The 20198-nt window shown below is 70.3% G+C and carries 10 protein-coding genes; 5 read left to right on the top strand and 5 right to left on the bottom strand.

From position 1 onward, the window contains the following. Positions 1 to 107 precede the first annotated feature (107 nt). The 5 genes from AC6H2I_RS23220 to AC6H2I_RS23200 all read right to left on the bottom strand — a co-directional run bounded on the left by AC6H2I_RS23220 (position 108) and on the right by AC6H2I_RS23200 (position 7120). Positions 108 to 686, bottom strand: a complete 579-nt coding sequence (locus tag AC6H2I_RS23220) for a hypothetical protein (RefSeq protein ID WP_497503130.1) — start codon at positions 684 to 686, stop codon at positions 108 to 110. A 55-nt stretch (positions 687 to 741) separates the two neighbouring features. Continuing rightward, on the bottom strand, positions 742 to 2226 hold the full coding sequence (locus AC6H2I_RS23215) for a class I SAM-dependent methyltransferase (RefSeq protein ID WP_497503129.1): 1485 nt from the start codon (positions 2224 to 2226) through the stop codon (positions 742 to 744). A gap of 607 nt (positions 2227 to 2833) precedes the next feature. Continuing rightward, positions 2834 to 3940: a vWA domain-containing protein gene (locus tag AC6H2I_RS23210; protein ID WP_497503128.1), complete on the bottom strand. Its 1107-nt coding sequence runs from the start codon at positions 3938 to 3940 to the stop codon at positions 2834 to 2836. After that, positions 3937 to 5826, bottom strand: coding sequence for a hypothetical protein (locus tag AC6H2I_RS23205; RefSeq protein WP_497503127.1), 1890 nt, complete (start codon positions 5824 to 5826; stop codon positions 3937 to 3939). The genes AC6H2I_RS23210 and AC6H2I_RS23205 overlap by 4 nt, the downstream gene beginning before the upstream one ends. Before the next feature lie 28 nt (positions 5827 to 5854). Then, positions 5855 to 7120 carry a TAXI family TRAP transporter solute-binding subunit gene (locus AC6H2I_RS23200; RefSeq protein ID WP_497503126.1) on the bottom strand — a complete coding sequence of 422 codons (1266 nt, stop codon included), beginning with the start codon at positions 7118 to 7120 and terminating at the stop codon, positions 5855 to 5857. Between the two features lie 177 nt (positions 7121 to 7297). Here AC6H2I_RS23200 and AC6H2I_RS23195 point away from each other — a divergent pair, with 177 nt between their 5' ends. The 5 genes from AC6H2I_RS23195 to AC6H2I_RS23175 all read left to right on the top strand — a co-directional run bounded on the left by AC6H2I_RS23195 (position 7298) and on the right by AC6H2I_RS23175 (position 20131). Then, entirely contained in the window at positions 7298 to 8416 is a 1119-nt protein-coding gene (locus AC6H2I_RS23195) for a hypothetical protein (protein ID WP_497503125.1), read from the top strand. A 76-nt stretch (positions 8417 to 8492) separates the two neighbouring features. Then, positions 8493 to 11933, top strand: coding sequence for a tubulin-like doman-containing protein (locus AC6H2I_RS23190; RefSeq protein WP_497503124.1), 3441 nt, complete (start codon positions 8493 to 8495; stop codon positions 11931 to 11933). Then, complete coding sequence (locus tag AC6H2I_RS23185) at positions 11930 to 14089, top strand: hypothetical protein (protein ID WP_497503123.1); 2160 nt, start codon at positions 11930 to 11932, stop codon at positions 14087 to 14089. The genes AC6H2I_RS23190 and AC6H2I_RS23185 overlap by 4 nt, the downstream gene beginning before the upstream one ends. Then, a complete protein-coding gene (locus AC6H2I_RS23180) occupies positions 14079 to 17435 on the top strand; it encodes a hypothetical protein (protein WP_497503122.1) in 3357 nt (1118 codons plus the stop codon). The genes AC6H2I_RS23185 and AC6H2I_RS23180 overlap by 11 nt, the downstream gene beginning before the upstream one ends. Further along, positions 17432 to 20131, top strand: a complete 2700-nt coding sequence (locus tag AC6H2I_RS23175; protein WP_497503121.1) for a hypothetical protein — start codon at positions 17432 to 17434, stop codon at positions 20129 to 20131. The genes AC6H2I_RS23180 and AC6H2I_RS23175 overlap by 4 nt, the downstream gene beginning before the upstream one ends. Positions 20132 to 20198: the final 67 nt, after the last annotated feature.

Below are 20198 nucleotides of genomic sequence, written 5' to 3'. Positions count from 1 at the left end.
CACTCCCGTCCGTTCCCGGTGCCGTCCGTTCCCAGTGCCGTCCGGTCCCGCCCCTGGTCGCCGCCACCGGCGTCGGCCGCTGCCTCCGGATGTCCTGGCGGGGCCGGTCAGGCGCGCGGCGGGGCGCCGCCGGCCCAGCGCGCCACGTCGCCGCCCGACCAGGCGACGTAGCCGAGCAGCGCCGCCGGAAGCTGGTCGAGGTTCACCCCCTGCCAGGCCTTCTGGAGCGCGGCCAGGTACGTGCGGTAGGCCGCGCTGCACTGGTCGGAATAGGTCTTCTGCAGCTTGGCGGTGGTCGCCTCCCAGTCCTGGGCGAGGCCGGCGTGCTTCTGCGCGGCGGCCAGCCAGACCCCCCACAGGTCGCTGTAGCAGCGGCCATAGGCGGTCATGGCGGCGCGCTGCCGCTCGTCGCAGGTGGCCGCCTGGGCGGCCGACCATTGCTCCTCGTCGTGGCGGCGCCCGCGCTCGGCCATATCCCGCCGCAGGTCGCGCGCCATGGTGTCGCAGGCCTTGGCGTGGGCGCTCTGGGCGTCGGTGTACGCGCGCTGCGCCGTCTGCCAGCTCTCGGCAAGCTGCTGCAGATAGGCGTTGTGGGCGTCGATGAAGGGGCGGGCCAGTGTGGCCGCGGGGTCCTCGGCGGCGCCTTCGGGTTGGGGCTTCTTGGGCGAAGTGTCGGGGGTGGCCATGGCGGGTCTTCCTCTGCGGTGTCTCATGCGGCGCCTCCGGGTCGGGGCCGCCGCCCTACGCCGGCGGCGGCTGCTGCCGGGCGCAGCGGTAGAGGTCGAGGCGGTCCTGGAGGCGGATCGGGGCCTGCGCGGCGAGGCCGGCGCCGGCGATCCGCAGCAGCAGCTCCTCGGGCCGGATCGCCGCCTGGGCGAGCCGCTGCTTGTCGTCCTCGTCGTAGATGCCGAGGTAGCGCAGGTCCCGGCAGGCCTCCTCCGTCCAGACGGTGAAGAACAGAAGGCCGTCGTCGGCGAGCAGGCGGGCGAACTTCTCCAGGGCGCGCTGGAAGGGGTCGTCGAAGGGCGGCGCGGTGGCGGAGCCGCGCTCGAAGTGCGACAGGGTGCCGAGCATGCAGGTGACGAGGTCGAAGCGGCCGGCGGCCGGCGGCTCCATCGATCGGAAATCGTGCCGCTCGATGCGCAGGCGGGTCTGATCGCCCAGCGCGCGACGCACCTTGGCCTTGGCGAAGCGGACGCAGTCGATGTCGTTGTCGACGCCGAGGATGGCGCCCTCCGGCACCACCGCGTCCCGCAGGGTCAGCGGGTAGCGGCCGGTGCAGGTGCCGACGTCGAGGAAATGGCGGATCTCGCCCCAGCGGCCCAGCCGGATGAGGTCGACGCGCACGGCGCTCAGCTCCTCCAGCTTCAGGGCTTCGTCCTCGCGCGAGAGGGCGTGGTCGTAGCGGACCAGCCAGCTCACGGGGTAGTCGATGCGCCGCACCGATTCCTCGGTGTCGCGGCGCAGGCGCTCCAGGAAGTCCGCCATCGGCGTCGACGTCGCCCACAGCTCCTCGAAGCGCCCGGCGAGGGCGTCGCGGTACTCGGCGAAGCGGGTCATCGCGGGGGTGTAGCCCTGGACGCATTGGATGGAGCCGATCAGCCCGCCGCGGAACAGGTCGAACCGCCAGTCGTCGTAGAGCGCCAGCTCGGTGTCGCGCGGGTCGACGTCGAGATCCACCGGCAGGCTCTGGTACAGCCGGTCGGGGTCGCAGCTCACCCGCACGTCGCAGCCGTGATGGCGCAGCAGGGCGATGTTGCCCGCCAGATTGGCCATCCGCTGGTCGAGGCGGGCCAGCCCGTCGCGGTCGTCGCACTTGCGCAGGAGGATGCGTTCGTCCTGGATGCGCTGGATCTCCTCCTCCGGCGTGAGCGCGAGCAGGAAGAGCCGCCGCACCTCGCCGCCGGCGCGGCGGCAGTCGATCGTCATGCGGACGTTGGCATCGAGGATGTCCTCGTCGATGTCGCACCAGAAGCCCGACCCCAGGAAGGTCGTGGTCCAGAAGCGCCGACGCACCCGGGACAGCGCCCCCTTGTAGGCGAGGATGGCGAGGGCCCGGGAGTCGAGGCAGAACGGCGCCCCGGCCCCGGCGCGCCTTGTCGTCGCGTAGTCCTGCAGCACACGGGCGCTTTCCTCGATCGACGAGCGCGCGGCGGCCAGCGCGTCGGCAAAGCCGAACGACTCGTCCGGGGCGAGCGAGGGGCGGTTCCGTTCGGCCAACGTCATGGTGCGATCCCCGGCTGTGGTGGTACCGGCGGCGGAGTCCGGCGCCGCCGCCTGCGCTCGTGCCTCCGGCTCACGGCGTGCGGCCCTCCACATCAGTGGGGGCACGCCACCGACGCCGTACCGGCCAGACCATGGCGCAGAGCGGTCAATGCCAAAACGGCATAGATCCTTTGATCAAACAAAAAGGATTGGCATCGACAGGACGAAACATCATCCCGATCTTGTCCCCCATTGGGGCGGACAGATCAACTTTGCTCGAAAGCAAAACTTTATTTCTTGGGCGGTTCGTTTCTGAGCCGGAGATTGCCAAGACAACGCCGACGAGTCAAGCGGATTCCCGCGCAATAAGAATTCAGAGGTCAAGCATACCGGCGTATTGTGAACGCATATTGGGCGATGAGTCGATCGGTACGCTTCCATACTAAAGTAATCACCGAGGACAGCGAACCTGTCACACTTGTGCGGCGATAAGCGTCATGGATAATATTTGGTGCCTCCGGCGACGCCTCGCGGCGAACCCGTCGGATGCGTGGCAAGATGCGAGAATCGTTCAGCTGTTGCGTGCTGGCCGAGGCCAATGGGTGCGCGGCCGCACGCGTTGGGAGCGTCACGGCGCGAAGTAGACGATCGCCTGATCGCCGGCGGCCAGGGTGACGCCCTCGCGCCGCAGGATCTCGTCCTCTCCGGCGCGCAGCGAGACGTCATAGGTCCCCGCGGGCAGCGTCAGCGCGTCGGTCGGCAGAGGCAGCGGCGCTGGCAGTGCGACGAGGCCGTCATGGGCCCGGCGGATCTCGACCCGCAGGCCGTCCAGGCCGCCGCCACTCTCCGGCGCCCGGGCCAGTGCCACGACGCGTAGCGTCGGCGGCCCGGCCTTAGGCACCTGTGCGGCGCGGCGCGCCTTGTCGGCGATGCCGGCGACCACCTCGGCCATCCGTTCCGCCGCGTCCTGCGGCCGCGCCAGGTCGATCCGCCGCGCGCCCGAGCATTGGGCCAGATGGTCGACCGCCTGGAGACGCATGCCGTCGGCCCTCGGCACCACGATGGCGTCGATGTAGACCCGGTCGGCTTCGTCGCGCTCGTCGTTGATCTGTTGGAGCGCCTCGCAGGGCGCCTGGATGCCGCCTTCGCACGTCTCGTCGAAGTCGGTGATCAGGACGAGCGTCCCACCGTCGCGCCCCAGGCTGTCGGCGGCCCGGCGGATGGCCCCGGCGATGGGGGTGTAGCCCCGCGCCGTCAAGCGATCGACCTCGCCGTCCAGGCGGTCCAGGACATCGGCGCCGAGGGTCCCGGGCTGCGCCACCACCTGGATGTCGGTGCAGCCGCGCGCCTTCGCCGCATCGCTGCCCTTCTCATAGGCGACGGTGTGGCCGAAGGCCACGACGCCGAGCTGGAGGGCGACTCCTTCGCGTGCCAGGCCGCGGCCGAAGGCGTGGAAGGCCTGCCGCGCCACCCGGTCCTTGCGGTACCCATCGGTGGTGCGGCCGACCATGCTGCCCGAACTGTCGATAATCACGATGACCTTGGTGGCAACGGCCGCAGCCGCGGCCGCGGCCGCGGCGGGTGCGGCTGCCGCGGCCGGTGTCGTCGCGCCGGTGGAGGGGCGTGCCCTCGCCTCCAGGGCCGTGCCATCGCCGGCGGCGCCGGCAAGGCCGATGGCGAGCGTCGCGGCGATCAGCCCCGGCATCGCGCCGTGGGCGCCGGAGGGGCGGGTCATTTCAAGATCATCCTTCCAAACGGCAGCACGCCCTCCGCCATCCCGCAGGCGTTGTGCAGGCGGATCTCGTAGGTGCCGTGGCTGGACCTGTCCACGGCAACCCCTTCGAGGCCGAACCGGATGCGGACGGTTCCGTCGAGGCGACAGCGCAGGGGGGCCAGGATCTCGATCGCCAAGGTGTAGTGCGCGCTCGGGTAGCGCGCGGTCGCCGCCGACTTGTCGACGCGGAACGGGACCGGCCGGGCCGACGACGGAATCCCCGTGCCTGGCACGGGGACCGCGAAGATGGCGACGGCCGCCCCGGCGCTGGCCGGGTCGACGACCAGCCGGGGCGGTTCGATGCGCGTGCGGAAGGGACGGCGGTCGGGATCGTGCCGGAAGAGGGCGTCGACGCGCGGCCGTGGTGGTGTCGCCGGCGGGACCGCCACGGCCGTGTCCGTGGCAGCGCCGGTGCCCTGATCGCTCGTGCCGCCGCCGGCCTCGCGGCGGGTGTCCCGGCGGTCGGTGGCTTCGGGGGCCGCGGCGTCCGCGTGGGCGGCGGGGGGCGGCCCGCCGTAGGGCGCCGGCGCGGCAGCCGTCGGCGGCGGCGGTGTTGATGGCGGCGAGGTTGGCGGTGAGGTTGGCGGTGACATGGGCGGTGACATGGGCGGTGACATGGGCGGCGACATGGGCGGTGACATGGGCGGCGACGCCGGCGTTCGCACGGGCGGTAACGGTGCCGCCGGCGGTGCCGTTGCCATCGCCGTGGCGCTCGGGGCGGGTGGGGGAGGCGTGTGCGGTGCCGTCGGCGGTGCCGTTGCCGTTGGTGCCGGCAGGGGTGCCGTCGCGCCCGGCGGCGTCGCAGGGGAGGGCGGGACCGTTGGAGCGGTCGGGATGGCCGGCTGGGGCGTCGCCGGGGACGCCGCGGTCGTGGGCCCCGGCGGCTGGCGTGGCGGGCCGGCGATCGCATCCGACACCGCGGCGCGACGGCGGGCCAACGCCGCGACCGCGTCCGGGGAGTCGATGCGGACGCATCGCAGGGGTTCGACCGTTATGCGCGGGAACCGGGCGTTTTCGGCGGTCTGGCAATCGGTCGCCGACGGCTGCGGGGTTGGCGTCCGTGGCACGCGGTGCGGGGCGGACTCGCCGAGGCAATCCAGCCCGTCCTGGACGACCAGCGGGTCCCCCAGCACCGCCGAGGTCCCGGTGACCGCCTGCGCGATGTTGTCGAGCACCCGTGACGAGAACGCGGTGTCGCCAAACGAGGCGATCACCACCTGCAGCGACAGGGTGATGAGCGACCGGTCCGGCAGTTGCCTCAGCCAGTCTTCGGCGATGCGACCCAGCCCGCCGTTGGCGAAGCAGGAGTCCGGAACGTCGAAATCGTCCAGCTTCAGAGGCTCTTCGGCGTTGAGTGGCCGGGCCCGGAGGTCGTCGCCCAGCAGGTGGACGATGATCGTGACGGTCTGGCGGGCGTGTGTTCGCCGGGCGCGTTCGGCGAACGCGGCGAACGCGTCTTCGACGTCCAGGCGGGCGGTGTCCAGCGCGACGTCGATGTCGATGTACCCTCTGCTGCGCGGTCGACGGGGAAGCGCCTGCAACGCGGTGATCATGGCGTCGATCGGGGTGTCCACCACCCCGTCCGGCAAGTCGACCGATCGCACCATCGACGCCGAGCGATTGCCCGGCGTCCGGGCGACGATGATCGCCCGGTGGCGCGGGCGGTCGCCCCGTGCGAACACCTGGGGATCGTAGACATCGCGCCAGCGCGTGTGCAGGTAGGTGCGCACCAGCCCGTCATGGTCCTGGAGCAGGTGGGTGTTCACGATGTAGATGTGAAGCACGTGCATCGGTTCGCTTGCGGCCAAGGCGCTGCCCACCTCGGCCGCCAGGAACAGCCATGCCAAGACAAGAAAACGCGTCAAGACGACCCCGCTATTTGCATCCGGAAATCACTTCAAAGGTGTCGAATTTTTCGACAATTTCCTGGACGGAGGGTTGCGGGCCCGGCTGCTGGCTCAGCCATTTGACGAATTCAGCGTTCAGCGTGTCCTTGTCCTTGCAGAGGCTGGGCACGCAGGCGATCCGCAGGCTGCGGCCGGCGTTGTCGCGCATCCACTCCGCCGCCGCGTCCAGGCGCTCCCAGCCGCCGACCTTCTGGGCAAGGTCGACCCCGCACCAGTTCCGGTCGTAGCCGGCCTCGGCCCGGCCCAGTTCCTGGGGCGCCCGCTCGAAGAAGGCGTGCACGAAGGCGCTTGCCGGGCGGTGGCGCGGCGCCCAGCGTTCCCAGGCGTAGGCGGCGAGCACCGACGGCACCCCGATCGTGGGCACGGCTTGACCCGGCACCACGAAGTCGGGGTAGTCGGCCGGCGTGAACGTGCCGGGCTCGTAGGGTGTGCCATCAAGGCCGCCGGCGGGGGACGCGCCGTCGCACCCCTCGCGGAAGAGGTCCGGCCCGATCGCCAGCAACTCCAAGCCGTTGTCGATGATGTCGCTGCTCGACAGCGTCTTGAAGACCGGCGCGGGCTTGCCAACGACGAAGGCGACGGCGTCCACCGTGCCCGCCTTGAGCTGGGCGATCCCCTCGTCCGTCGACGCGCTGTCGTCGTAGACCAGCTCCAGCCCGATCAGCGCCTCGAGAACCGAGCGGACCGTCAGCCAGGTTCCCGACAGGCGGCCGCCGACGTTGATCCGCTTTCCCGCCAGAACGCAGGCCGTCGCCTCGCGCTCGCCGATGACATCGCGCCGGGTCAGGATGTGGAGGTATTCGGTGTGCAGCCGGCTGACATAGCGCAGGCTCTGTTGCAGTTCGCCACCGCTCTGGGTGTCCCGGTAGGCCTTCAGCACGTCGCTTTGCAGGATCGCGAAGTCGATGCCCCGCAGATTCAGCAGGTCGTCGATGTTGCTGATGGAGCCCTGCCCGGTGACCGCGGCGATGCGCAGTTCGCCGCCGGCCCGGTCGTTGAGCAGCCGCAGCATGTCCGCGCCCAGGCGTGCGTAGACCCCGCCGGGCTGGCCGGTGACGATGCCCACCTGGCCACGCCGGATCTGGTCCTGTTCCGTGTCGGAGCGGATGACCGGCGGCAATTCGGATGCCCAAGGCTGCGCGGGGGGCTGTCCTTGTGCACCGACCGGCGGTGCGGTCCATGCGGCGGTGCCGGCGACGAAGGCCAGGACGGCGACCTTTCCCATCGATCCCATCGCGTTCATCCCCCCATGTCCATCGGGTTCATTTTCTTCAAAATCAATTGCAATGAAATATAAGTCAAGCGCGGACGGATCGTCAGAGAAAGATCGATATCAAAAGAATACATGTGGATGTTATTTATCGTATGTTTGACATGGTCGTTGCGCGGTGCGTGAAGCGGTGTCTATCATGTGAACGCGCATGAGAGTCGCCAGGGTTTTATTATGTTCGATGATAACCATGAGGTTGACGACGGCGATCGTCGCCAAAGCGTATTGATAACTGTCTTGTTCAGAATTGGAATTATTCTGATATCGGCCATTCTGGCGGTCTGGTACTCGGTGTCGTCATCAAAAGATGATATCTTCGTTGTGCTGCGACCAAGCGCCCCGGCCATCACGTCGGTCACCGATCTTCTCTCCAACAAATACGATATGGCTTCGAGCGAAATGCTGCGATTCGGCGCCGACGTGCAGCGCATCTACCGTGAGCTTGCGTCCGGCAGTCGTCAGCAGCTCGGCATCATTGAGTATCTGTTTGCCGCCTATGGCGACGTTCCGGATAAGGAAAAAGGGCGAGCGATATCTCAGGATTTCTCCGACAATCTTCTGAAGTGTCTTGATAGGATCAACAACGAAAGCCTGTCGACCGACCGCGCACGGAAGATCGTCTCCTATATTTACTTGAGAGCACCGGGATCCGCGAGCGGTGGGCGGGCCAATCTCCACCTGTGGGCCGAAGAAGGCCGGGCGATCATCGGGGAGGGCTGCCTTCCCTACGCCAACGGCTTGCGGCGTTTCGCAGCGCCATTGGCGGACCTCGACCAGGACTGGGACGACAAAGGGTATGTCAGCCGGTTTGACGGCGAAGCCCTGGCGATCGTCGCCACCTTGCGGCGGTTCCGTCACGCCGTCGAGGCTGCCCGCGACAAACTGAGCCTTGAGAACATCAGGGGTGTCGCCTTCCACCGCGACGGGATCGACGAACTCATCGCCGAAGCGTCGTCGGTGTTGGCGAGAGGCGCCGCGGACGGTGGCGAGCGACGCGGCTTTGCTGCGTGTGGTGATCGTCTCGACGATTCGCTGGTCGTCGTACTCAGCAAGTTCGTCGACAAAGGACGCCGCTTCTCGAACGACATGGTCATCTACCACGGAAAGAAAAATGGCAAAGAAATCTCGAAACTCATCTGGAATACACTGATCGGTATCACCTTTTCTTGGGTCGGTATCTTCTTTGCGGTGGGAATTCCGCGACTTCATCAGTCATGGGTGGCCTGGGCCGGGGCGAGCAGCCCGCCGCCGGTCAACTAACCCGCGGTGCCGAGCGCCGGCGCTCCGCCGCGACGAGCCGAAGAGCGCCACGCCGATGATCACAAGGAGAATGACGGTGGACCAGGGGAACTATCGGCCGACGCTGTTGGTGGGGGTGGGAGGCACGGGCTGCGAGATCGCGGAGCGGGTGTACCGGCGCGCCCGCACGCTCGGCGCCTCGGCGGCGGGGCGCCTAGCCGTCGTCGGCTTCGACACCGACGCCAACGACATGTCGCGCCTGCGGGCGATCGACAGCCGCAACCGTGTCCAGACCAGCTCCACCGACACCATCTACCAGATCCTGACCAAGCACGCCGAGGTGGAACAGTCCTTCTGTTTCGGGCGGGACGAACTGCCGGACACCCTTCTCAACATGCGCCTGATCGACGGCGCGGCGCAGATCCGGATGCTGTCCCATCTCGCCTTGTACACCGCGTTGAAGGCCGGGGCGGTGCAGAGCCGTGTCGGCGACATCCTGTCCCAGGTGGCCCGGCACGATGGCCGCACTGAATTCGACGGCACGGTCAACATACTCGTCACCGGCTCGCTCGCCGGGGCCACCGGCTCGGGCTCCTTCATCCAGGTCGGGCTGCTCCTGCGCCGCCTGGCGGAGGAGCGGGCGATTCGCGCATCGGTGCGGGGCATCTTCATGCTGCCGGACGTGTTCGTCCGCGGCGCCAGCCTGCCGACCGGGCAGATCGAGAACGTGCTGGCCAACGGCTACGCCAGCCTCAAGGAACTGAACGGCGCCGTGGCCCGGGCGGAACGGCAGAGGTCGGCGCGCAACCTCGTCTACGAATTCGGTCCGGGCATGGCCCTGCGCGATGGCGAGATCCCCTACCAGAGCATCACCCTGGTGGATTTCGAGAACTCGGCCGGCGGAAACCTTGGCCCCAGCATCGCCAATTACAAGGAGATGGTGGCCCGTGCCGTCTACCAGCAGATCTTCACCCCCATCGGTCTGCGCATCGCCAGCGTGACCATCAACGACGCCCTGGCCAAGCTGGGGGCGGCGGCGGCCAACACCAGCAACATGTTCGGCGCCGTCGGGGTGTCGGCGGTGGTGTACCCGGCCCAGGAGATCGCCCAGTACCTGACGCTGCGGTTCGCCCGCGAGGTGCTGTCCGGGGACTGGCTGCGCCTCGACCGCATGTATCTGGAGCGGGTCCGTCGTTACGAGGAGCAGCGGGCGGCCGGCAATCTGACGCTGCAGATCGTCGAGCAGGGGGACGCCTATCTGGAGGACCTCGACCAGCTCGCCCTGCGCGAGCGGATCGCCTTCTTCGCCGAAACGCGGCGCAACCTCTATCCCAAAGTGGCCGATGAACGCGTCGGCGAGGTCGAGGTGCCGCTCCACACCACCTATCTCGACGCCCTTCTGGGGCACCTCGTCGACACCTTCTGGAACACCGAGCGCCTCAGGGAGCTGCGGGACCGGCCGCCGATCGACTCGACGGCGTTCCGCAACCTGGCCCGGCTGGAGGCCCTCGTGCGGGTCAGCGAAGCGGCGCTGGACGACGACCTGCGCGCCGCCGAGGCCAGCCTGTTCCAGCGGCCGCAGGATCTCTTCATCAACGTCCTCTCCACCGAGGACGACCTCGGCGAGGGCGAGCTTCGGCCCTACCACCTGCAGACCTACATCGTCCGCGGCGGTCCCCACGCCGTGCAGGTGCGCGCCTTCCTGTACGCGCTGCGCAAAGAGGCGCTCAGGCGGCGCCGACAGATCGACATCGGCGTGCTGCGCCGCAGTCTCATGACCGCCGCCACGGTGTTCGACGAGGGCATGGCCTCGGCGCACGACGAGGCGATGCGCGGTCATCCCCGCATCCTCGACAAGGCGCGCCGTCACGCCAATCCCGGCCTTCTCGACCGTCTCACCAAGAAGACGGCCCAGTTCGTCGGCAAGTACACGTCCTACTACAACGCCAGCCTGCTGCACCTGCGCCGGTTCGTCGAGGGGTCGCTCACCGTCAAGGTGCTCGACCTTCTGATCGCCGAGATCGACGCCCTTGCCAACAGCTACGCCGGGCTGTTCGGCGAGGTCGGGCATGTCCTGGAGCGGCTGGATGAGGACATGGAACGCGAGGAGAACCGGCACGCCACCGGCGCCGGGGCGTTCACCGGCAACCTTTTCGTCGATGCCGAAGCCGACAGCAAGCGCGCCCTGTGGGACGATCTGCGCCTCAAGACGGCGGGGCTGCGCCAGAACGAGGCGGCGAACCGGGGGCTCAACCGCGCCATCTACCGCCAGCACCGGGAGGACCGCAAGCAACGCCGCACCACCGGATTCCGTGAGCTGCGGCACCTGTTCGAGACGTCGGTCATCGACGGCTTTGCGGCGGCGTCGGTGCGCAGCGATTTCGCGTCGGTCTGGAACGTGTCGGTCATCGAGGCGGCCAAGCGCGAAGCCGAGCGCCGGGGCGTCGACTGGAGGACGCGGATCAAGGAGGCTGTGGACGTCGTCGCCTCCCAGGCCGAACCGTTCCTCACATTCGACGATCCCGGCCGGGGCCAGCGCATCGTCTTCTGGGCGATCGCGCCCAGCGTGAAGGAGGCCTACAACGACGACGGCGAGTTCGACGCGCTGTTCACCTTGAAGCAGGGCGAGCAGCCGCTGGTGTTGCCGGAGTTCTCCGAGCACGAACTGCTGTGCGTCAACCACCGGGTCAATCTGGAGCTGCGCCATCTCGCCAAGCTGAACCCGGGCGGCCTGCCCACCGCCAACGTCAACGAGACGGCCCGCGGGCGCTATTTCGGCGCCTACGCCGACCGGGTCGGCCGGCTGATCGACGAGGAGATCGGCGCCCGCGCCCTCGGTTCGGAGCGGCGCTACATCTCCACCATCACACCGCACATCCACCGCGACTGGCACCGCGGCGGCCGCCTGCCGGAGATCTTCCCGGAGATCCAGCAGAGGGAACGGATGGACGCGGCGCGGGCGTTCGTCGCGGCCTTGGGCATGGGCCTCATCCAACGGGACACGGATTATGGCCGGCCCGTCGCCAACTTCGCGACCATCGGGCGCGTCGCCCATGGCGGCCTGCGCGCCCGGCTCGCCGACACCGGCCGCCTGTGGGACATCCTGCTCGCCTTCGAGCAGCGGGCGGACCTGGTGCGCGCCGCGCTGGACGCCTGGAACGCCGAGAAGGGCGCGCTGTTGCCCGGCTCCGACCTGGAGACCCTGCCGCTCGCCGACAAGGTGGCCGGCGTTGCCTGCGCACTCCACATCCTGGAGATCGGCCGCGACCGCCAGCACGTCGAACAGCGCGAACTCGCCTGCGCCGCCCTGTTCGCCGCGCGCCATCTGCTCCTGGCGGAAATGGCCGACGAGGTGCTCTCCCATCTCGAGCCGCCGGGGAGGGAGGCGGCGGTCACCGCGTACGAATCCGCAACCTGGGCCGCGGCCTTCGCGTCGTTCACCCGGCAGGACGGCGTGCGCGAGGAAACGGCGCGCAGCCTGAAACAGGTCCATGACGGAGCCGTCGCGCCGCTCCAGCAGACCCGTGTCCCGGCATGACGGACCCGCTGTCGGAAGAGCGGGTGTCGGAGGAGCCGGTGGCGGACGGGCGGGACGCCCGGATCACCGTGGCCAACCTCGACCCCGAATGGCCGTTCGCCGACCTCGTCCGCCGCTTCGCCCTCGATCTCCACGGGCGCAGCCGGAGCGGCGTCGTGGAGTTCCGTACGGTCGGCGGCGAACGCAGCGGGGGCGGCGAGGATGCCCTCGTGTGGGGCACCCGCTGGCCCCGCATGTACGGCGACGACACCGAGAGCCTGCTGGCCGATCTGTTCGAGGACCTCGCCCTCCTCGACGAGCGGCGCCTCAGCCGCCTCACGCTCCTGGTCGTGCTGCCGGATCCGCGGCACGAGCCGGAGCGGGCGCAGGAGGTCCTGAACCTCGCCCGCCGCCTGGAGGAGCGGCTGGAGGGGTCCAGCGGAATCCGCAGGAGCCTGCGGCGCTTCGTCGTGATCCGCGACGGCGCCCGGCCGGTGGCGGACGGCGGCGCGGTGTGGCGGGATCTGGACCGGACGTTCCTCAACGATCCCACCAACCAGGGCCGGCAGCCCTTCGACGGGGCGGTGCTGCTGCGGCGCCCGACGGTGCGGACCGACGACGAGGAGGTGCACGCGCGCCAGTTCGCTCTGTTGCGGTGCGTCATGGCGTTCCTGGACGAGGACGGGCACCGCACGGGCGACGGCGCGGAGAGCGGCGCCGCCTCGGTGCGTGAGTTCCATCGCCAGCTCCGTGGTCGGATCACCGCGCTGGAGCTGTCGGGCGCCTACCCGGTGCTGTCCTCGGAAAGGATCGGCACGCTGCTGCACGCCTTCTACGCCGTGGCGGCGGACATGCCGGCGGCGGCGGGGGCGCCGGGGCGGAGCGGCGGTGGCGACGCCGCGGACCAGCGGGACACCGAGGTCACCACCATTCTGAAGCGGATCGAGGAGGAGGTTGCGCCGCACGATCTGGAGATCGCGCCGCCCGAGCCGCCGCCCGCCAGCTGGGACGACGTCCACGAGCGCGAGACCTTCTGGACGGCGACCCTCGACGTCCGCTTCCAACGGGACCTGGAGGCGGATTTCGACGCGCTCGACCGCTGGAGCGTCGAGAGCCTGCGGACCGTCGGCGAGCGCAAACAGAGCCTGCACCAGAGCGCCACGCGGTCGCGCGAGAAGCAGTTGCGCGGCGCGATCGGCATCATGGCCGTCACCAACGCCGGGCTGTCCGGAGAGGCGGCGCAGGCGCTGGAGCGGATGAAGCAGCAGGTTTGGAGCAAACGGGCCGAACTGCTCGAGGCGGCCAGCGAGCGCCGGGCCAAGCTGATGTTCATCCAGGTCCCGTCGGAATCCCGCACCGCGGCCGTCCCCCAGGTGGAGGTGAGCGTCGACCGTCTCGCGCTGACCAACATGAAGGAGTACGGGGACTACCGGAAAGCCGCGGTGAACGCCCGGACGGCCGTGCGGCGGCTGGTTCCGCGGCGCTACGTCCACCTGCCCTGGATGCTGCCGGCGGCGGCCCTGGCCACCGTTCTCGCCCATGGATGGGCACGGACGCCGCCACCCCGGACCCCGGTGGCGTTCCTGGACACGCTGCTGGGGACCGGCGTGCCGGTGCTGCCGATCGCCTGGGCCATGGCGACGGGGCTCGGCGTGGCCCTGGTGTGGAACGCGGTGTCGGATCGCCGCCGCACCATGCGGTGGGCCATCGACGACCTGCGCCGCAAGCGGCGGGATCTGGCGGAGCGGGCGCACGAGGCCATGCGGGCTGCCCTCAACTATGTGATCCTCACCAGCCGCATTCCCTGGCTCGACCTGCTGCACGAGGAGGTTGCCCGGCGGGGGGCCGAGAACGACGTCCACGCGTTCGACCGTGCCCTGCGCCAGATCCGCCCGCGGCCCCACCGGGAGGCGGCGGTGACGCTGGAGCCCGGCGAGGACCGGCAGTTCTTCAATCGCCACCATGACGCGGTCGCCCGGGAGCGGGTCACCCGCTGGCCGGCCTGCATCCTCGACCGCATCGACCCCGCCAGGGATCTCCGGCCGGCACCGATCACCGTGGAAACCGCGGAGGGCACCGTCCGCTTCAGCCTGGAGTCGACGCTCTTCGTGGGCCCCGCGACCATCCTGCTGGTCGGCGTCGATCTCGACGGGGAGGAAGTGTCGCATGATCTCTGACGGTGGCCAGACGGGCAGCGGCGCCACCGCGCCCCGCCCCGGCGAGCGGTGGATGAGCAGCCGCCTGCTGATCGTCATCGCCGGTGCGGTCGCCGCCTTTGCCGCCTACCTCACCTACCGCATCACGGACACGGGCGTGGGCCTGCTCAACGCGCTCGAGACGCTCCATCGGACGGCCGAGGGGATTCTCATGGTCGTCGGTGTGTTCGCCGTCCTGGTGCGGCGCGGCACGCTGTGGATGGCCGGAGCGGCGGGAATCGAGCCGGCCACGGCGTTCCTTGCCGTCGACATCCTGATCAACGTCGCCGCCGCCGGGCTTCTCGCCGCTGTGGCGACGGCGGCGCACGCGGTGTTCCGGCCGGTCTGGAACTGGTTGGCGCCGATCGAAGACCCGGTCGAGGCGGGGCGGCCACGGTCCGGCGCGCGGGCGGCGGCGGGCCGCGCTCTGGTGGCGACGCTGGCCTTCGTCGCGGTGATCCATCTCGTGCGGCTGGCCGCCGCGGAATTCGACGAGTCGGCGAACGACCGCACGCTGGGGTTCCTGTGGGCGGGGGTGGTGCTGGCCGCCGGCATCCTCTACGCGCGGACCTGGGGGGCGTCGACCTCCCGGCGGGTCCGCACCCAGGCGACGGCGCGCGCCGAGTTCGTGCCGTCGCTCGACAAACTGTACCAGGCGTACAAGACGCTGGGCGACGGCAAGGGCTTGCTGTTTTCCGAGAAACGCGAGGTCGGAAAGCCCACGGGGCGGCTGCTCCGCGAGCGGGTGGAGCCGAGCCAGCGCCTCGGCGCCGCCGTGAGCCGGTTCGTCGATCAGACGACCAAGGAGATGCGTCTCGACCGCGACGGGGCGGACGCGCTGGAGCGCTTCCTGGTGGCGGTCGGGCGCAACGACATCGAGCGGCCGGCCGGGCGGGGGGAGCCCAACGTCAACGTCTACTTTGAGGAGCCCCTGAGCGACCTCCACTACCGTGCCCTCGCGGAAGCGGTGTCGCTGTCCCAGGACGAGGGGGGCGCGACTCTGGTGCTGTGCCCGGACATCGCGTTCCGCACCGTGCGCGACACGCTCTGGCGCGTGTTCGCCGATCATTGCACCGACGTGACCCAGACCTGGTGGACCCAGGACATGGGGGATTTCGACCCGTCGAGCATTCCCTCCCTGCTGCTGGTCACCCACGAGGGGCTTCAGGACCGCATCCTCGGCCCGCGCGCGCGGGATTTCGACCACGCGCTCGAACGCCTGCGCCTGATCATCCTGGTCGACGCGCACCGCTTCGACCCGTCCCTTCTGCACCTGCATCTGGCGCTGCTGTGGATGCGCGTTCCCGCCCGCCGCGTTCGGGTGATCGCGCAGGGCGCGCCGCGTGCGGAGGTCAAGAACCTCTACCATCATCTGTTCGGGGCGACCAACCGGGCGCCGGTCGAGGTGTCGTTGCGCTCGCGCGCCGGATCCCGGCTCTACACGCTGATCTGGGACCGTGGACCGGCGGCGCGCGACGCCCTTCTGGACAGCCCCCTCAGCGGGCTGCCGGTGCCTGGCGCGAACCGGGACGGCATCGACGCGGTTCCGTTGCTCCTGCTGCCGGCCCTGCGCGCCGGCGCCCGCTGCGTGAACCTGGACCCCTGGGAGCTCAAGGAGGACGGGCGTTGGGCGCTTCTCGACGACCGCCTGCAGGGCGAGGCGCTGGGGGCGGCGGGCGTGGCCCAGCTCTCAGCCGTGGCGACCGTGCACCAGGCGGCGTTCGAGCGGGCCTCCCTGGTCGCGCTGGTCGAGGACCGTGGCAACCTTCACGACGTCTTCACCGACCTCTACCAGGGCCAGCTTCCCCATGAGTTCCTGGTCCTCGTCGCCAGCCACGCCTACCCGCTCCGCGACTTCCTCGTGGAGCCGGCGCGGCTGGAGGAGGCGATCAAGGGCCTCACCGGCGCTCCGTTCCAGCCGATCGCGCCGCAGCCGCGCGGCGGGCTTCGGGAACTGGCGCTGATCATCCTGATGCGAATGCTGTCGCCCGCCGGGCAGGACCGCGACCGGGGGGCCTCGACGCTCACCCGCGTCGAGGCGACGCGCCATTTCGAGGCGCTCGGCAACCCGAACCTGCTGCGCGCGTTCAGGGTCTCGCCGACCCGTCACGGGATCGAGACGCTGCTGCACAGCCAGTTTCCCGGTGAGCAACTGACGGTCGAGATCGACCGGCGCAGCGCCGGTGCGGCGGCGGCCGAGCCGTCGCTGGCCAGCGACCCCGGCCTCGCGGACGATGTCCGGTACTTCTGTCGCAACCACCGGAGCCTGCCCGCCTCGCTGAAACCCCTGGCCGCGCTGACGGTCGGCGGCATCGACCGGCACACGGTCGGCTGGGTCGCCCGCGATGATCTCGGGCTGGCGTTCGTCAGAGGCACCGTCATCCTGGCCCGCGGCCGCCACTACATGGTCGAGCGGGCCGACGGGGACATCGCGGTCCGGCCCCTCAGCGATCCCCGCGCGCACTTCCAGGTCCAGGGCGGCATCGGCTTCCGTTTCGCACGCACGTACCGCCTGCCGTTCGACGAACGCACGGTGATGAGCGAAGCCATTCACAGCTCCGACCGCAAGACCGGCCTGCACATCCGTTCCATGCTGCTCCACGCCCCGGTGGAGCGCACCACCGTGGGCTACCACGTCACCGACACGCTGTCCGGGCCGCAGGTCGTCAAGGCGGTCCATCTCCAGCCCGGCGACATGGTCCGGCGCGAACACCAGAGCGTCAACATGGCGGCGATCAGCTACCGCTTCGACGGCGCGGGCGGTCTCGGCGCCGGCGACCCGGCGCGCATCGCCTTCACCCTGGCCGCGGTTCTGAACGACCTCCTCGACGGGCTGTTCCCCGGACTCGGGCACCGCATCGCCGTGGTCTCGCCCCAGGCGGGCCCGGTGCAGGAAGGCTTGCTCGCCGCGGCCGACGCGGTCTCGGCAACCCTGGCGCAGCGCTATCCCCGCATCGTCGCGGAAAGCCCGCTCGACGACCGGATCGCCCCGGCTGCGGCCGAGACGGTGGTGGCGGGCATCGAGCGTGCCGGCGGCGGGCGCGACACGGCCGCGCCCGGCGCAGGGCCGGAGGCCGACCGCATCGACCTCCTGGTGATCGAGGACTGGCCGACCGACCTGGGGGTCGCCCGGGCGGTCCATCTGTACTCCGCCCGGATCGAGCGGGCTCTGGCGCAGTTCACCGGATGGCTGGCGGAGAACACCGAGACGCCGACGCTCCACTACCGCTTCGGTGCGGACCGGCTGTCCGATGCCTTCGATTTCGATGGAGCCGCCTGGATCGCCCGGGCCGCCACCCCCGCCCCGCCTCCGGAGCCGGCGCCGTGACCGGCGCGGCGCCGGCCGGCTTCGTCCTGAGGGCGGTGCTGGCGGCGTGGCTGGGCATTCTGGCGTTCGGCCCGGCACCGGCCATGGCCGCACGGGTGGTCGGCATCGTCTATGACGATTCCGGGAGCATGGCCGGCCGGGTCAACCTGCCGGCCTTCGGCGCCCAGGTCCTGGCGTCGACGCTCGACGGCCGGCCCGGCAACGACCGCCTGCTGACCGCCCGGCTGTCGGTCTTCAACGCCGCGCACAGCCGGTCGAGCGGCGATCTCGCGCGGATCCGCGGGGCCTATCCCGAGGCCTCGCCGGAGGCCATGGAGGCGATCGCCCGGCTCGGACTCCCGCTCGTCCGCGAGGAGCGGTTCGCAACGGCCGACGCGCACCAGGACCTGCTCGCGACGATGGCGACGGACTGGGCGCGGGCAAATGGGGGAACGCCTTACGAGCCGCTGGAGTTCGTGCTCAGGGAACTGGTCGCACGCACCGGCCCGGACGACCAGGCCTTTCTGATCGTGCTGACGGACGGCGCGTTCTTCGACGGCAAGCGGCCGGGTCCGGGGCCGGCCGCCCTGCAGGCGGTGTTCCGGGCCTACAAGCAGCGCCTGAAAGGGGCGCTGCGGGTCGACTTCGTGCTGATCGGCCCCGACGACGCCCTGCGTGCCAAGGTCGACGCGCAGGGCGTGCGTGCCGGTCTCCTCACCGTGTTCAACGGCAGCACCGACGACGGCAACCACGAGGTCGGTGCGGCGGAGGATCTGCGCAAGGCGCTGTTCGACATCACGGCCCGCATTTCCGCGACGGACCGGACGGCCGTCAACGGGTTCAGCCGCATCGACGGCGACCGCATCACCGTCTCCAGTCCCTTCTCCATCGCCCGGATCGCCAGCGTTGCCGCCGCCGCCGCCGATCAGCCCGTTCCGGACGTGGTCGAGACCAGCTTCGACCGGGCCCCGGCGGCCACCTTGCACAGCGCCATGCAGCAGCCCGACACGGCGGCCGGCTGGCGCAACGAACGCCTGCGGGCGATCACCCGGCAGTATCGGTTCCTCCCGGCCTTGCCGGCCGGTCCGGTCACGCTCCGCTACGACCGGCCGGTGGACGACCGGGTGATGCTGCTGGTCGAGATCGGGACCCGCCTTGACCTTGCCGTCCGCGACGCCCAGGGCGCGGTCGTCGCCCCGGACGCCGAGGGCGTCATCGAACTGTTCCAAGGGCGTGCCTATGCGCTTGAGGCGACGCTGGCGGAGCCGCCTGACGCCGGCCAGACGGGTGCTCCGTTCGACTTCGCGGCGCTGCCTCCGTCGGCGCGAATCTCCGCCTGGATCGACCCCGGCGGGCGGCGGGCGACGGTTCCGCTGACCCTCGACCGGGCCGAGAGCCGGGCGCATGGTCCCCTTCCGACCGCCGAGACCGGAGTCTACGAGGCCGGCGGAACCTTCACCGTTCCCGGATTCGTGATCCAGGAGGGCACCCCGCTCAAGCTGCGGGTGGTTGCCCCCGACGTCGGCTACGCCGTTGCCGTGTCGGGCGAGGGGGCGTGCCCGTCCTGTGCCGCCGGGGAGTTGCGTGCGGAGTTCCGCCCCGGCGCCGCGGCCGAGTCCGTGGGGCGCGTCACGGTGAGCCAGATGGCCGGCCAGCCCTCGGCCCTGACCGTGACCCTGCGCGACGCGCCGCCCTGGCTCGCGCTCACGGACGATGCGGGCGTGCCGGTCGCACCCGACCGCCCCATGGCCATTGCCGATGGTCGGCCGCTCACCCTGAGCCTGATGCGTGACCTTTCCGGCGTGTCGAGCCTGGGGCGGCGCGAGAACCGGTTCACGGTGGAGGTGCGGGCGGCGCCGCCCCACGAGGGTGAGGCGACGGCCGAGGTGACCCTCGTCGTCGAGCCGGCGGACGTGCGGGTCACGTACGCGGCGCACACCCGCGGCCCTCCCTCCGGCCCTCCCCTGGCGCTCTCCTACGGCGACCTCGAACGCGGCGACCAGAGCCTGTTCTTCGACATCGAGAACGCGCCGCTCCCGCCGGGCGCGGACCAGATCGTCGTCGACGCCGGCGGCCAACTCATCGACGCCACCGTGGAGGTGAACGACCACCGGGTGGCGGTGCGGCTCGGCTCGGGCCGCTCGTGCTGCGCGCTGTGGCTGCATGGCCTGTTCGGCTCTCTGCCCGATACCCTCTCGGTCCGCTATCGATTCATCGACGACGTGGAGCCGGCGGTGGGCACGGCCCCCCTCCGCATCGAACCCACCACCGGCGAAATCCTGCGGGGCTGTCTGTGGTGGGTGGCCTGGGTGGCCGCCGCGGGCTACGTCCTGCTGCTCGTCCGCACGCACCTCGCCACGCATTCCTTTCCCAAAGGCAGCGTGGCCCAGGTGCTCGACCGCAACGCGACGCTGCCGCGCTACGAAGACCTTCATCGCTGGGCCGCTCTGCGTTGGCTGCTGGTGGCGTTCCTGGTCCGCGCGCACGAGCGGCGCAGCGTCGAGGGGCTGCTTCTGGAGGCCCGGCCGGACGGTGCTGCCATCATCCTGCAGGACAGTGATCCGGCCTTCATCATCGAGCGTCTGGGGCAGTCGATCGGCCAGATGCACTCGGATCAGCCCGCGTTGACCGACGTCCTGATCTTCTGGGGAGAGCGGATGAACCGGCCGAAGGGGCCGAAATCCCTGACTCTCGTGCGAGAATTTATCGATCAGTGATCGCGCGCCCCGTGATCACGCGCCCCGGCGTCGCGCCATCGGCGCGTTGATCCTGACGGACATGCAT

This window comes from Azospirillum sp. NS33, from assembly GCF_059703765.1.
Note: the sequence above shows the minus strand (reverse complement) of the source record. Positions and strands in the feature narration are given on the sequence as shown.

Bases quoted from the DNA above. Each gene is read 5' to 3' on its own strand.
- AC6H2I_RS23220 (WP_497503130.1), bottom strand. From the start codon at position 686: ATGGCCACCCCCGACACTTCGCCCAAGAAGCCCCAACCCGAAGGCGCC.
- AC6H2I_RS23215 (WP_497503129.1), bottom strand. From the start codon at position 2,226: ATGACGTTGGCCGAACGGAACCGCCCCTCGCTCGCCCCGGACGAGTCG.
- AC6H2I_RS23210 (WP_497503128.1), bottom strand. From the start codon at position 3,940: ATGACCCGCCCCTCCGGCGCCCACGGCGCGATGCCGGGGCTGATCGCC.
- AC6H2I_RS23200 (WP_497503126.1), bottom strand. From the start codon at position 7,120: ATGGGATCGATGGGAAAGGTCGCCGTCCTGGCCTTCGTCGCCGGCACC.
- AC6H2I_RS23185 (WP_497503123.1), top strand. From the start codon at position 11,930: ATGACGGACCCGCTGTCGGAAGAGCGGGTGTCGGAGGAGCCGGTGGCG.
- AC6H2I_RS23180 (WP_497503122.1), top strand. From the start codon at position 14,079: ATGATCTCTGACGGTGGCCAGACGGGCAGCGGCGCCACCGCGCCCCGC.